This is a genomic window from Pseudomonas alcaligenes (genome assembly GCF_014490745.1).
In the GTDB taxonomy this organism is placed as follows: Bacteria; Pseudomonadota; Gammaproteobacteria; order Pseudomonadales; family Pseudomonadaceae; genus Aquipseudomonas; species Aquipseudomonas alcaligenes_C.
This window is the reverse complement of record NZ_LZEU01000001.1, coordinates 2,845,817-2,858,787: the sequence shown is the minus strand read 5'-3', so window position 1 is coordinate 2,858,787 and position 12,971 is coordinate 2,845,817. Positions and strand designations below refer to the sequence as shown.

Sequence of the window (12,971 nt, the reverse complement as noted above, 5' to 3'; positions counted from 1 at the left end):
GCGACGCATTGTTATCGGCAGAGACTTTCACAGGGCACGCCATCGCCGTCCCGGTCTAGGGAGGTGACGCCGCACTGCTGCAGATGAAACAGGGCATCCGCGCAATTGTTCATTTGCCCGCATAGTCGTTTGCTACAACCGCCGCCTGCGGCTGTAGCCGGAGTCAACGCAGACTGCTGTTTCCGCGCGGTAAATTCCGAATTGAGACTCCGCCCCAATTTGCGCCACTCCCAAGGCGCAATGATCTGCGCCTGTGGCAATCCCCAGACTCCGCGCTTAGTCGCTTGAGCCTCCTGCTCTACGCGGGGTAAAGAGTGGTCTTGGTTGTATTGGGGATAAACCCAGGCGGCGCCACGCGCAACCATTTCACGGTTGACGTTCACGCCAGAGACACTGACCACGCCAATGGTGCGTCCATATCGGTCAGTGCCCTGCGATTCGACCTTGACCTGCTTGGCGAAGATAAGGGCGCTCAAGACCTGTTTCGATTTGGCCCCGTAGGGCTGATCCTTTTCTGGGGTATCGATATTGGCAAGGCGAATCTTGTGCTGACTTTTGTACACGTCTAGGCAGGTGAACGTATCGCCATCACTTAGCGCGACCACACGGCAGGTGTGCACTTCTGCGTGCAACACAGGGGCGGTGCTTAACAACGCCGCTGCCAGCCATGCCCTCAAGCTCATCCCTGACCCCTCTGACTGCCTTGAGCAGAACGAACGTCCTAGTTTGGTGAACCTAAATAGTAACGCGGACTGTGAGCTAATTCATATTAGATGGAGGCGATCTGCCAGCTCCATTAGTCGCCGCTACGCGGAATAGGACGTTCTGTTCAACTCATCCGCTTCTGCCTCTAGATCGGTACCGCATGGCCTAGAGGAGTCACCGGCCTGCGGCCCGGCGCTATACCAGATCCTTGGTGACTGACTGCTAGAAGAGCTTGGGACATGAAAAGAGCGGTCGAGTAGGAGACACTGTAGGCATCGGTCGAGACTGGAGCCGTATGAGAATTTCGCGTATTGCGCGAAGGAGGAGCCTGGCGCCTAGAACTGCGCGTTAGGGGGAAATGGCTGCCCGTACGCTCACGGCACGAGTCGGTGAGACTCTGGCACTCGCTGATGGCAGTAGGCGGTTTTGCAATGGCGTGGGGGTAAGATGCTTATGCAAGGCTATGAATCCCATGCTGATACCGCCACCCCCCTGCTGACAGCAGAATTAGCCTCGGCAGGTCACTGGTTCGACGTGCCAGAGGGCAGCGCACTCGAGTGCTTGGCTATAGGAGGCGAGCAGCAGCGGGTCTACGTAGGGACCATCGAACCACCCGTAGAATACGAATGAATTATGATCACTGGCCATGCTGGTGAAGCATCAAGATGCACAACTACCAGCCCATGTAATCTCTGCTTTGGCCGAAAGCAGACGCTGGTGATAGGTAGCTCTCGGCCAAGAGGTGGACACTCGATCCGCTTTACCTTGAAGTACCCAGACTCGCCAGTGCGAGAGAGCATAAGACTTGAATGAGCTTGCGCGTCCCGCTGTCTGCCCTTATCGCGATTTTGATACTTAGTGAGAGGCTTTCACTTGCCTAGGATGGCGACGACTTCTCTTCAAGGAAATAGCGATGCTACCAACCACAGATCAACTGCCAACTTTAGGTTACCTCCACAAGGTCGTGTGCGACTGCCTTGGGCTTTGGAGTAGCGACAACCAAGACATAACCTTTCAAGTAGCTGCCACAGAGAAAGACCGGCGCGCCGCACTGAGGCAAGCTTTCGACGCGATCAAGAAGGAGGATGGCAAGTATGGATCTCTCAGCGACCTGGTGGCTGTGACTGCTCAGCTTGCTCCAAGTGATGAGCAGAAGGTCAAGAAAAGCCGGACGATCCAAGCCTATGTCAACCATCTGTCCAAAACCGACTTTGAATCCCTCGACGAATATGTAGAGTTACGCCAATACATTGAGTCCCTGATCATTGAGCGCTACTCCCGTTGGGGCGTATCTGAATTGGCTGTTGGCTTTTACGTGTCGGCGCTTTCGCACTACAGGGAGTTTGTCAGGGAGCACGCTTGCAACGCGGAGAGCCAGACATACAGCTATCAGTTCTTTCTCAGCAATGATCTTCGCTCTCTGACGGCGACACTAGTCGGCGCGTTGTTGCCGGATGATGCCTGGCCAACTGCCGAGAGGGATGAGCAATGGCCACTGAGAGGCTTTGCCGATGCTGCTTGCCGAATCACCGGCGTTTCGCTGCATAAGCTTCATCAGTACCACGAGTTCCGGAAAGAGGGGCCGCTCGATGAGCGGGCCTGGAGTCGTGAGTTCACCTCCCAGCCGATCAATACTCAGTCCAAGCAGGTGGTAGACCGACTTCGTAAGCCTAGTCGTATGAAGTGGGAAACTTTCTATCCGACTCTTCGACCACTGGTTCATCACCTGCCGCAGCACATCCACGAAGAGGCATTCGCGATTCACGCCTTTTCGGCCATGATCGCTCATAACCTCAACGCCCATATCGCGGATTGCGGGCCATTCGAGCCACAGGGGCGCTTGATGTGTGACCAAGCTGAGCTAGGCCACTCAATACCCAGCAGTGACTTGCTTGATCTTTTGTTTAACGACTATCCCATTGGCCAGCAGGTCTATGCCCAGCAGGCGCCCAACCGCTATCAATCCCTGCTCAACCGAATTAGGGCCTTACCGGGCTCACTAAACCTTGTGGCAGAGATTCCCAATAGCCTTGAGCTAATTTACAAAAACGAACACAGGCGATTCATCGACGGGGGCCGGCATTTTACGTTCGTGAACGGTCCCGCATGGCTCAATGAGTGGGTGCGTGCCCAGGATGCGATGCAGGCAGGCGATAGCCTGCTGACCCTCAGCCACCTCACTACAGCGCTCGAAAAGGCAAAGTATGTGGCCGGGCCATTATTCATCCCGTTTTACATTCAGGTCTGTGCGTTCTGCAAATCACAATACCGGCTGCTGTCAAAGCAAAAGGATAAAGAGTTGTTCGAACGATTCTACGAAAGCTTGGGTAGCAATGCGGCGAGCTATGCAGGCCTACTGGGCTACACCCCTCGTCATGTGCGAGATCCTGAAACCTTGATACCTCAGACCATGCTGCCGCTGAGGTCAAAGTTGATCATCAGTGAAATCGATGCACTGGCAAACACTCTGGAGCCCTTGCTTGCCGGAGATAACGCCTCTACCTAGCTCGGCAGGCGATGCCGATGACTCCATTAGAGCTACGGCTTGAGTGATATCTCGAGCAGCAGGCGCTTGGTTGACAATACAAATCCAGATTTTTGAGCTTTATCTGATGTTTTTTGGGTTAAGTCTCGGTTTTCTGAGGTTGTGTCTCTACCATGGCTCGATTTAACTCTATAATTCTAGATGTTAAATGCAAATCTATGGTTTAAGACTCAAGATGATGAATTTAGGTCTTATCAAGCCGGAAGAAGTTGTCAAGCTGCTCTGTACACGTCTGCGCCAAGAGCGCCTGGCTCAGCAGATGACGCAGGCCGAGGTGGCTGCTCGTGCTGGTATCGGCGTTGGTACTCTGTCCAATCTAGAGGCGGGGCGCAGCGTGGCATTCGACAGCGTGATTCGGGTGGCCATGGTATTGGGGCGTCTTAACGAGCTAGAGCAGTTGTTCATGCCGCGATTGGACAGCCTGGACGACATTCTCCGTTATGAGCAGGGCGCTCAGCGTCAGCGCGTCAAAAGGAAGTCCGATAATGCCTAAGCGAGTCGACGTCTACTACGACGGCTGGGGGGAGCATTGGTGCTGGGGTTCGCTGGTGTCCTCGACCGCGCTCACCGGGCGCCCGCTGATTGCCTTTGATTACAGCGAAGAGGCGTTGGAGCGGGGGGTGGAGTTGTCGGCCCTGCGCCTACCCTTGAAGGGGCCAAGACTGCGTAGGGACTTTCCCGATCACCAGTTATGGCTACCGGGGCCGGTCTATGACTCGTTGCCTGACGGTTGGGGCATGCTGCTGATGGATCGTCTGTTCAAGCGCCGTGGTCTCAACCCAGCACACATTGGTCCTTTGGAGCGTCTGGCTTACATCGGTCCCCATGCCATGGGGGCAATGTCGTTTGAACCTGTGGCGCCGGAGTTGTCCGCATCGCCCGGAGAGATTGCCCTTGAGAAGCTGGCTGCGGAAGTCCAAGACGTGCTCAAAGGTGAGGGCGGTGAGTTCCTGCAGCAACTGCTGCTGATGGGCGGCTCGCCACACGGCGCGCGGCCAAAGGCTTTGCTTTATCGCGATGCCGAGCACGGCCGCTTCAGTACGGCGGCGGCACCTGGTCTGGAAGCCTGGTTGGTCAAGTTTCCTGCGGCAGGTGAGCATCCCGAGGTATGTGCCATCGAGGCCGTTTACGCGCAGTGCCTGCGCGATTGCGCTATCGACACCCCGGATACCGAATACTTCGAGTTACCGAGTGGGCAGGCCGCTTTTGCTACCCGCAGATTCGACCGGCAAGAGGGCATGCGTGTTCCCATGCAAAGCCTCGCTGCTTTTACCGGCGCGGACTTCCGTGCACCCGGTACGCTGGATTACACCAGTTTCCTGCGGGCGACCCAGTTCTGCTGCAATGACGTGCGGGAGAAGGCAATCGCTTTCGAGCGGATCGTGTTTAACGTGGTGTTTAACAATCGCGACGATCATCCCAAGAATTTTGCTTATCTCATGTCGTCGAGCGGCCAATGGAAGTTGGCTCCGGCTTACGACGTGACCTTCTGCGAAGGGCCAGGTGGGTTTCACCAGATGGACGTAATGGGCGAGGCATTTCGCATCACGCGTAAGCATCTACTCAAGCTTGCAGTCGAAGAAGCGGATCTGTCAGCGAAGAGCGCTGCCGACATCATTGAGCGGATCTGCACTGTAGCCAGCGGTTTTGCGGAGAGTGCTAGGCGCCAGTTCCCCAATGGTATAACCCGGGACACCTTGCGCACGATTCAGGCGCGAATCGACGACAACATTGCAAGCCTGAGTTAGATCTCGAAAATAGCCTAATTCTAAAATTTTTAGTTGGAGCGACTACTTTCCCTAGCTAAGGGATATCCGATTAAACATGCCACTCGCTTGTTGTTGATGGGCGGTGCATTCCTTATGGGCATAGATCGTCAGGCTAGCTTAATGGAGGTGGTCAGGTGCTTGCCTTGCGTTCTAGCTTGCGGGCTTGTTTTCAAGTTTGTTCGAAATTTGAATTTTTAGAGATTCAACTATTTCTCGCAGACTCTCGATGCTTTTTCTCTGGGTGATAGCCGTCCTTTCTAAGGCTTCAAATTTAGCTTGATTTGATATCTGGGCTTGAATGTATTCAAGGGATGCTCCTAGTTTTGCTGTCAATGTGTTTGGGATGGTATCCAGTAGAGGTATGGTTCTGCTTTTGCTGAGGTCCTCTGTGGGTCTATAAGTTTGTCCTTCGTATATATATTCAATCATTATTTCAATGGTGTCTTTTAGTGAGTACTTTCCTTTGATTGCTGATAGTTTCTGCAGTGCTTCGTATGAGATGTCGGTGGTTAATTTTTTGTCTTTGGTTTTCTGACGATATATGCGCGATGATTGACGCCCTTTTAGTACTCTGAATTCCTCTTCGGTTATCCCTTCTATAGAACTTAAGATGCCTTTGAGAAGCTCGTCTTCATAATGATCGAGTAATCCCCTTAGATTGGTTTCACTAACTTTGTTGATGTTATTAGGTTTTCTTAGCTTTTCTTTTAGTGCTTTTATTTGATCTGGATTGTTTCTGACATTAAGTGTTTCAGCTAGCCATTGAAGAAAGCTTTCATCTTTTTTTATTTCTCGCTCTATCCAAGATTTTTTTTCCTTTGCTTTGATCATTTTACTTTCCTCATGGATTCATGGCGGGGCAGTGGGGCGCCTAAGCGTATTGTCTTCGGAGATAATTTTATAAATGCAAATAATTCTTATTAGGTTGTTGTTGCGCTAGGCTATCACGCGTGACAACCTGGTGATAGGCATGGGGCCCAAAAATGGGAGTAGGCCATTTTGAGAGCATTTGATTCCACACTGACGGGCGTTTTTTCCAGTATGAGGGGTGTGCCGCCTAGGGCACGTTATCTAGCATGCTGGATGCACCGGGAGGGCCTTATCGATTCAAGGGGGCAGGTATGGCAAGGGACGGTGAGCGGGTTGGCTGATGCTGTTGGGTATAGCGATGGAGGTGTCAGCAGCGGCTTGAAAAAGCTCGTAGATATGGGATTTCTCCTAGAGTCCCGGTCTGTCAGTGGGCGATCGGTTAAAAGCTATCGAGCCGGCCCCAAGATGAAATTCAGGCAGGAGGGGGATAGGGTTCTGCAGGTGCTGGAGGGCCAAGAGCGGTGCTTTCAGGTGTTGTCGGTTCCTGAGCGCTGCTTGTTCGCTCAACTCTGGCTAACTCTCTTGGAGAGTGGTCCTTCGTCGGCTGGGTTGGATAAATCTAAAGCATGCGTTGTAACTGGCATGGGGGTTGTGGCGCTTGCAAAGGCTGCAGGAGTTGGAAGGTCAACTGCACAAAGGTTGCTTGCTAGCCTGCACAAAAAGTCATTTATCGTAGCTTCGACATCAGAATTTACAGCCGATGGCGTGCCTGACATGACCAAGACGTATTTCTTGTTGGGGCCTGCGATGCTGGAGGGGGCGGCAGCAGTATTCCGCTGGCGGCTTGATTTAGGCGAAATGTTGGACTGGCTAGCAGGTGAGGCTGAAGGCTACAGCGTTAATCATCTACTAGCTGAAGTATATGATGGAAAGGATTCTGCCGAGCTTGCCGCAAGTCTCCAAGTCCTGAATGACCCTGCGCGCAGGTATTACATTTTAGTGTGCCTGTGCGCCGCAGTGAGCAATGGATTCTTCTGGGGAAGGAAGGGGCGTGAAACAGGGGCTCTCTCCCATATCGAGGCGGCCATGCTTAGGGCTATGAGTTTGCAGGTAACAGGTCCGAAGGCATGGCATTTTGGTATTGAGAACAGGGATCCAAGAGAGCATGACGTGGGTGCGAAGCTGTATGGGTTCGTAGCAGTGTGGGCTGGTGTTCTGCTTGATAAAGTCGCTGCAGCCTTCCCAAGGCCTCCACAGGTTGATATGCAGTTTGACACATCACCTTCTTACATGAGTGTTCGTCACACGGGGGATGCAGGGGGTGGGCTTCAAGTGGATGCTGTTTTCTTTAATGCGGATTGTGGAAATAACTTCAGAGTAAAAGTTGAGGGCTGGCATGCTCATTTCGGTATGCCCATGCCAGAGATTGTCGGGAGTGGTAAGTGATCTGTCTGTGTCAATGCTGGTTGGCTAGGTAATATTTATAAGTAGTTATCAGGAGTAATACTCCACAGGTAAGACTGTTCTTGTGAGACTTATCACAAGGACACCCTCCATGTTCAAGGTACCTCCGAGTAACTCCATCGAATGGCTAGGTCTGCCCATCCTGGTGGAGCTTGATCAATCACACCTTTACTACCTGCAGCGTATCCATGACTTGCTTATGGGATGCCTAGAAGAGCATCCCAGGTGGACTGTCATTCGTATCGACCTACGCAGTTCACGGGGTTGCTGCATTCCTGAAAACGCGATCACACGTTTCATCGGGTCTCTGAAGGCTCAGCTCAAGCATGCCCAGCAGGTTAAGAAATCTGCTGGTAGGCGAGGCTATGACCCTATGGTGCGGTACGTCTGGGTGCGTGAATTGAACCAAGGTGATCAGCCACATTTCCATGTGGCCATACTGCTCAATCATGACGCCTATTTCTCGCTGGGGAATTACGGTCGCTTGAGTGATCCGGATCGGGATTACGACGAGATGCTATCTGGGCGTATCTACAAGGCTTGGGGTGTTGCGTTGGGGATCAGCTGGAGGCAAGCGCAGGCCGCGGTTCACTTCCCGGAGCGTCCGGTTTCTGCGTTGATGCGCCGTGGGCCGCTATCAAACCTCCAGCTCTATGGCGTTTTCTACCGGCTCAGCTATTTCGCTAAGCAGCAGACTAAACGATACGGTGATGGCGGGAGGAGCTTCGGCATGAGTCAGGTCAGCCGCATTCAAGCTTCACAGGACTGAGCCATCTCATGGGACAAGCTAATGGAGTTTCGATCATGAGACTGATTCGACTGAAAGAAGTAATGCGGGTAACGGGGCTGGCTCGATCAACGGTCTACAAGTACATCGCGGAGGAATCCTTCCCCAAACCCGTCTCCTTGGGGGAGCGGAGTGTTGGTTGGGTGGACGATGAGGTGCAGGATTGGATCATGGCCAGAGTCGAAGAACGCAATGTGGCTCAGGGCGCAGCAGTGAAGTCTGGTCGCCTGAGTCTGGCGTGCTAGGTTCCACCCATGTACGACATGACCCGTTGATGGTTGGTCATGGCGTTTCTACATAGCCATCATGGGCGTAAAGCCAACTGCAGCCGTTAGTACGTTGCTTCAGTCTGCTCAGATCAGGGGGGATTCGTTCGGTGTCGGCAGTTTGGCTATCGGCAGCTGGCGACATGGACGTCGCTCTTGAAGGGATCCCTCCGGCATAGCCTCGAAAATATGTGGTTTGACGCAAAAAAAATCCCTCAGGAGGTTGAGGGATTTCGCAGGCCGTGGCACTCGCATCTCGTGACGCACGTTGAATGCGCCATGAGGCTTTCGAGCGTTATTGGCTCTTTACGACGATCACATAAACAATCCAGGCCAGTATGGGGTCGATGATCATTCCAAGAATGAACCATACCCAGAATGATCTTCCGCTCCCTTTGGCGGCTAGACCAAGTACCACGGCCAAGGTGATCCAAACTATGGCTATCAGCATTTACTGCACTCCGTTTTTAAGTGATGCCGATGTTTTGTTCATCTGCATTGATTGAGCATTTCGCCTTGGCAAATGAGGCCAACGCCTAGACCTTTCTGTGCGGTGAGAGACCTTCGGTATTGGGGCCCCATCTGCGGGTAGTTGGGGGCGGGTGTTTCTCATTGATCGAGCAATTTGAGGTGAATGGCAACCTTTAAGGTTGAGTCTCGGTTCTTTGAGTCCTTCATGTCAACAGGTTGTGACACGACCATCTGGGGTGACTGGAGGGTGTGATGTCAAAGACCGAATCGAAAAGACTGGCTGATGTAGTGGGGCGGGCGATTGCACGGCAGCGCCTGCAATCTGGACTCAGCCAGGAGCAGGTTGCCGAACGACTGGGGATAGGCAGCGAAGCGGTGTCGCGAATAGAGCGTGGGGTGGTGATGCCCAACATCGAGCGACTGGTTGAGCTGGCCGGTGTCTTCGGCTGCGGAACCGCTGAACTCCTGACAGAAGCAAGTGATCGTCCAGAGGACCAGGCGCGGCGTCTCCACGCTTTGCTTTCTTCCCTGGGCGGAGACGACAGGCAACTGGTGATGGAGGTCGTAGAGCGTTTGGTTGAAAGGTTGGCGCGCAGTTGAGCTAAGGGCTGGATTGGGGCGCATCGAACAGTGCTCCGCAGCGCAAGCAAAGACACGTGTGCCCCATGAACTGATACCTCTGCATGTCCTGAATCCAGGTGTTGATACCCTCCCAGTCGGACGAGACCGCTGATGTTCCGCCAGTGATCATATTCAGCGCTTGCGCCAGTGGCGGAGTACCTGCTGAGCTGTCGCTGACGGCGACTCGCTGAGCGCCCTTGATGAAGCTCTCCGCGATTCCGAGCATGCGTGCAATGGCACTTGCAGCGTCTCGGGTCAGAACTGCCGAGGAGTTGCATATCAAGCATTCCATGGTGGCCCCCTCACAAGTAACCAGACTCGGCTAGCGATACGCAGCCTTCTTTGCCGACCACGACATGGTCGAGCGTTCGTATGCCAACCAGGTTCAGCGCCTCCTGCAGTTTGTGTGTCAGGTTGCGGTCCGCATGGCTTGGCTCGGGATCACCTGAAGGGTGGTTGTGGACCAGGATGATCGCCGCCGCGTTGTGCGCCAGGGCCATCTTGACCACCTCTCTCGGGTAAACGCTTGCGCCGTCCAGGGTGCCTCGGAACAGTTCGTGAAACGTGATCACCCGGTTCTTGCTGTCGAGCAAAAGCAGAGCAAAGACCTCGTGCTCGTAATCGGCGAGCAGTGCTTGCAGATGGATAAAAACTTCCCGTGGAGAGGTCAGTGCCCGTCCCCGACGAAGGCGTTGATTGGCGAGTTGTCGAGCCATCAGCAGGATGTCAGCTTCGGTGACAGGCGATTCAACCAGGTAGGTGCCGGTTGGCTCACTGGCCTTCAGTTTGTGCAGTTTCATGATGGTGTCCTTGGTCCTGATTAGATGTGGCGCAGAGCCGTTGAGCCTGTGATTCCAACTTCTCGCTCAAGCTGGTTTTCGGTGTGGCTTGGCAGGTGTCGGCAGGGCTGCTGCTGTCGCTGGGGTAGAACTCCTCGACGATGGCGCCCGCGTCTTCCTCACTGTCTTCGAAGGCGCCATTGGCAAAGCCTCGACGCGCGGCGTCATCCAGCGCAGCCTGGTCGAAGCCCGCAGCTTGTCGTTGTGCATCGAGTTCTTGGGTCGCCTGCAGCGTTTGGGTCATGTCCATGCTGTGGCGGACTGTCAGGTCAGCGTAAAAGATCGGTGTGCCGTGGCTCTGGCGAGTGGACTTGCCACGCAGGCGCAGTTCCAGCGGCAGGCAGGCCAGGCGATTGCCCGAGATGGCCTGGAAGTAATGCAGCCGAGCGGCGAGGGTGCGGATGCTGTTGAAGCCGGTGGTACGGAAGACGAAGCTGCCCAGCGGATCCTCGTCCCCAATCACCACGTTGAGTCGGCCATAGGGCTTGCACGCTCCGCCCTTGGCCAAGGAGCAGGCATCTGGTGAAGGGCAGGGCAGAGACTGCATGCCGTCCTGCGTGACGCGCTTGCAGGTCTCGCCATTACCAACGCACAGCGGTCGCCCGGACTGCCGATCGAACAGGGTGTAGTCGGCGCGGAAGTTCAGCTCTGGCTCGTTGAACAACAGGCGTATGGGGATGCTGCGCAGCTTGTCGCCATCGCTTTGGCGCAGCTCATCATTCAGTGGGTGCAGGAGCCAGCCATCCTTGCCCTGCACCTGAGAGGTGATGGTGAACTGATCATCCTTTTCCGGCAGACGCTTGCCGTTCTTCTCGATGACCTTGCCGATGGAAATCCGCCCGAGTACCGGCGGGGTGATAGCCAGACCTTTGAGCATGGTGGTTCTCCTGGAAATAAAAAAGGCCAGCCACGCAGTGCGAACTGCATGGACTGGCCAAGGGGGAAGGGCGTGAGAGGGTGAAGGGAGTCAACCGACGAGAAAGCGCCGTGCTCCGGTTTTCAACAGCGGGTACTTGGCCTGCAGGTATGGCTTGTCCTTGAGCAGTTGGGCGACATCGAGCCCTACGCTGTCCTTGGCCTTGCGCCAACTGACATAGCCATTGGAGAACTCCGCCCGGCTGGCGTCGCCCATGGCCTGCTGCAGCATCTGCTTGAGTTCGGCCTCGCGCTTTTCCTTATCAGCAATCGACTGCCGAACGGCTTTCAACTCGATATAGGCCGCGGTCAGGCCAGCATGCTGGCTGAGGTCGACGGTCTGCCCGCTGTCCTCTGGGTAGAGGCAGCGCAGGGCGGCTTCAGCGGAGGCCGTACCATCGGCTGGCGGTGGCGTGTCGCTTTCCACGTAATGCCAGAACTGGCGCTCCAACTCGATCAGGCGAGCGATCATCTGCTCGTCCCGCTCGATGCGATGGATCTCCAGCGTCTGGCCACCCAGCAGCACCGCCACATCAGCAGCTTGCTTGCCAGTAACGGCGAGTTGGTGCATCACTTGGAGCTGTACATACTCCGGTACACCCTCTTTCCAGAGGCGTGCGCCATTTATGCCGGCGGTCTTGCATTCGAGGATCTGCACATCGTCAGCGCCGATCACTTCGCGGTCGATGTTGGCCAGCATCCAGGGCAACTCGGAGTGCTGCAATACGGCATTGATCCGCCGTACCTTGTGCTTCGTGCGCTTGCTGTAGTGCCAGGCCACGATGGGCTCCAGGACGTTGCCCCAGTACATCGGGCTCTCCTCATCCTGAGGGTCGGCCTTGGGCATGCCAGCATCGCGCCCGGTCTTTTCCAGCCACAGCTCCAACTGCGACTTGTACGGGTTCAGGCCGACTGCCGCGGCAGCATCGGAGCTGCCGATGCCTTGCTTGCGAATCGCCAGCCAGTCCTCGCGAGGTAGCTCCTTGGTGCTCACCAGACGCAGAGCAGGGCGGGACTTGCGGGTGTTGCCGTTCAATGAAGTGGCTTTCATGTGCATACCTCACAGACATAAAAAAGCCCGGTCAGCGCGAAGCTGACCGGGCGTGGTTTTAGGGGGTAAGAGGCGGGTGCTTTTAGATAACTTTGCCGTTGTAAACGACGGTGGTTGCCCCTTCTTTCTTGATGCTTAGCTTGTTGCCTTCAGCAAAGGCTTCGACGGTTTCCGAGCAGCCATCAATGCTGGCCTTGCCATCGACAATTTCACTCTTGGTGTCGTAGCTAAAGACGTATGTCGTTGCCGGGCAGGAGTTGCCGCTTTCTCCGGTTGAGACAACCAGGACGAATTTGTCTGGACCAAAGGCATAGGCCTTTTCGATTTTGACGTAGCCAGTGAGTTCGGGATCCTGCACAACCGACTCCATGAGGTTGACCACCCCAGCTCTGGATTGGTAGTTGAGTGCAGTGCCGAGATCCATGTAGGCGATGCTGAAGGGGCCCGCTGCATCGTCCGAAATCAGTAGCGCCTCGTAGGCAATGCTGGGGGATGCTGGTGCAAGTAACTCAGGTTTTGTAGCCGCGGCGGGCTGTGATGTAGGGGACATGCACTGTCCGCTTTCGCAGATGCGGTCACCTTTGCAATCCGTATCCTTGGCGCACATTGCCGGAGGTTGATTTGTCTGTGCGGTCTCTTCCTTGGGCTTGTCGCATCCGCTGATGGCGAGTGCGAGTAACGCAACGATAGCTATCTGTTTCAACGTGAAGATCCTTCTAGATGGTGGT

At 54.8% G+C, this 12,971-nt stretch carries 13 protein-coding genes; 7 read left to right on the top strand and 6 right to left on the bottom strand.

Annotation, left to right across the window (positions count from 1 at the left end; genetic code table 11):
• Window positions 1–11 precede the first annotated feature (11 nt).
• Window positions 12–683: a thermonuclease family protein gene (locus A9179_RS12955; protein ID WP_187806449.1), complete on the bottom strand. Its 672-nt coding sequence runs from the start codon at window positions 681–683 to the stop codon at window positions 12–14.
• A gap of 935 nt (window positions 684–1,618) precedes the next feature.
• Here A9179_RS12955 and A9179_RS12950 point away from each other — a divergent pair.
• The 3 genes from A9179_RS12950 (at window position 1,619) to A9179_RS12940 (ending at window position 4,998) form a co-directional block, all read left to right on the top strand.
• Complete coding sequence (locus A9179_RS12950; RefSeq protein WP_187806448.1) at window positions 1,619–3,211, top strand: SGNH/GDSL hydrolase family protein; 1,593 nt, start codon at window positions 1,619–1,621, stop codon at window positions 3,209–3,211.
• Between the two features lie 214 nt (window positions 3,212–3,425).
• Window positions 3,426–3,743 carry a helix-turn-helix domain-containing protein gene (locus tag A9179_RS12945; protein ID WP_187808584.1) on the top strand — a complete coding sequence of 106 codons (318 nt, stop codon included), beginning with the start codon at window positions 3,426–3,428 and terminating at the stop codon, window positions 3,741–3,743.
• The gene (locus A9179_RS12940; RefSeq protein WP_187806447.1) at window positions 3,736–4,998 is read left to right on the top strand and encodes a type II toxin-antitoxin system HipA family toxin; all 1,263 of its coding nucleotides are present in this window, start codon (window positions 3,736–3,738) and stop codon (window positions 4,996–4,998) included. Before A9179_RS12945 ends, A9179_RS12940 begins: the two co-directional genes overlap by 8 nt.
• 171 nt (window positions 4,999–5,169) lie before the next feature.
• Here the strand turns inward: A9179_RS12940 and A9179_RS12935 are convergent, their stop codons facing one another.
• Window positions 5,170–5,850, bottom strand: coding sequence for a hypothetical protein (locus A9179_RS12935; RefSeq protein WP_187806446.1), 681 nt, complete (start codon window positions 5,848–5,850; stop codon window positions 5,170–5,172).
• Window positions 5,851–6,162: 312 nt separating this feature from the next.
• Between A9179_RS12935 and A9179_RS12930 the strand changes: the two genes are divergently transcribed.
• The 4 genes from A9179_RS12930 to A9179_RS12915 all read left to right on the top strand — a co-directional run bounded on the left by A9179_RS12930 (window position 6,163) and on the right by A9179_RS12915 (window position 9,417).
• Entirely contained in the window at window positions 6,163–7,275 is a 1,113-nt protein-coding gene (locus tag A9179_RS12930) for an IclR family transcriptional regulator (protein WP_187806443.1), read from the top strand.
• Window positions 7,276–7,384: 109 nt separating this feature from the next.
• On the top strand, window positions 7,385–8,062 hold the full coding sequence (locus tag A9179_RS12925; RefSeq protein ID WP_187806440.1) for an inovirus Gp2 family protein: 678 nt from the start codon (window positions 7,385–7,387) through the stop codon (window positions 8,060–8,062).
• A 35-nt stretch (window positions 8,063–8,097) separates the two neighbouring features.
• Window positions 8,098–8,325 carry a helix-turn-helix transcriptional regulator gene (locus A9179_RS12920; protein ID WP_187806437.1) on the top strand — a complete coding sequence of 76 codons (228 nt, stop codon included), beginning with the start codon at window positions 8,098–8,100 and terminating at the stop codon, window positions 8,323–8,325.
• A gap of 744 nt (window positions 8,326–9,069) precedes the next feature.
• Complete coding sequence (locus A9179_RS12915; protein ID WP_187806435.1) at window positions 9,070–9,417, top strand: helix-turn-helix domain-containing protein; 348 nt, start codon at window positions 9,070–9,072, stop codon at window positions 9,415–9,417.
• A 323-nt stretch (window positions 9,418–9,740) separates the two neighbouring features.
• Here A9179_RS12915 and radC read toward each other — a convergent pair whose 3' ends face one another.
• The 4 genes from radC to A9179_RS12895 form a co-directional block, all read right to left on the bottom strand.
• The gene (gene radC / locus A9179_RS12910) at window positions 9,741–10,238 is read right to left on the bottom strand and encodes a RadC family protein (protein ID WP_187806433.1); all 498 of its coding nucleotides are present in this window, start codon (window positions 10,236–10,238) and stop codon (window positions 9,741–9,743) included.
• Window positions 10,210–11,154: a recombination directionality factor gene (locus A9179_RS12905; RefSeq protein WP_187806431.1), complete on the bottom strand. Its 945-nt coding sequence runs from the start codon at window positions 11,152–11,154 to the stop codon at window positions 10,210–10,212. The genes radC and A9179_RS12905 overlap by 29 nt, the downstream gene beginning before the upstream one ends.
• Window positions 11,155–11,244: 90 nt before the next feature.
• Window positions 11,245–12,243, bottom strand: coding sequence for a YqaJ viral recombinase family nuclease (locus A9179_RS12900; RefSeq protein WP_187806429.1), 999 nt, complete (start codon window positions 12,241–12,243; stop codon window positions 11,245–11,247).
• Window positions 12,244–12,325: 82 nt separating this feature from the next.
• The gene (locus A9179_RS12895) at window positions 12,326–12,946 is read right to left on the bottom strand and encodes a hypothetical protein (protein ID WP_187806426.1); all 621 of its coding nucleotides are present in this window, start codon (window positions 12,944–12,946) and stop codon (window positions 12,326–12,328) included.
• Window positions 12,947–12,971: the final 25 nt, after the last annotated feature.

Excerpts from the sequence above, each read along its gene's own strand:
- A9179_RS12925 (WP_187806440.1), top strand. The coding sequence starts at position 7,385 with ATGTTCAAGGTACCTCCGAGTAACTCCATCGAATGGCTAGGTCTGCCC.
- A9179_RS12900 (WP_187806429.1), bottom strand. The coding sequence starts at position 12,243 with ATGAAAGCCACTTCATTGAACGGCAACACCCGCAAGTCCCGCCCTGCT.
- A9179_RS12945 (WP_187808584.1), top strand. The coding sequence starts at position 3,426 with ATGATGAATTTAGGTCTTATCAAGCCGGAAGAAGTTGTCAAGCTGCTC.
- A9179_RS12950 (WP_187806448.1), top strand. The coding sequence starts at position 1,619 with ATGCTACCAACCACAGATCAACTGCCAACTTTAGGTTACCTCCACAAG.
- A9179_RS12905 (WP_187806431.1), bottom strand. The coding sequence starts at position 11,154 with ATGCTCAAAGGTCTGGCTATCACCCCGCCGGTACTCGGGCGGATTTCC.
- A9179_RS12940 (WP_187806447.1), top strand. The coding sequence starts at position 3,736 with ATGCCTAAGCGAGTCGACGTCTACTACGACGGCTGGGGGGAGCATTGG.
- A9179_RS12920 (WP_187806437.1), top strand. The coding sequence starts at position 8,098 with ATGAGACTGATTCGACTGAAAGAAGTAATGCGGGTAACGGGGCTGGCT.
- A9179_RS12915 (WP_187806435.1), top strand. The coding sequence starts at position 9,070 with ATGTCAAAGACCGAATCGAAAAGACTGGCTGATGTAGTGGGGCGGGCG.
- radC (WP_187806433.1), bottom strand. The coding sequence starts at position 10,238 with ATGAAACTGCACAAACTGAAGGCCAGTGAGCCAACCGGCACCTACCTG.
- A9179_RS12955 (WP_187806449.1), bottom strand. The coding sequence starts at position 683 with ATGAGCTTGAGGGCATGGCTGGCAGCGGCGTTGTTAAGCACCGCCCCT.
- A9179_RS12935 (WP_187806446.1), bottom strand. The coding sequence starts at position 5,850 with ATGATCAAAGCAAAGGAAAAAAAATCTTGGATAGAGCGAGAAATAAAA.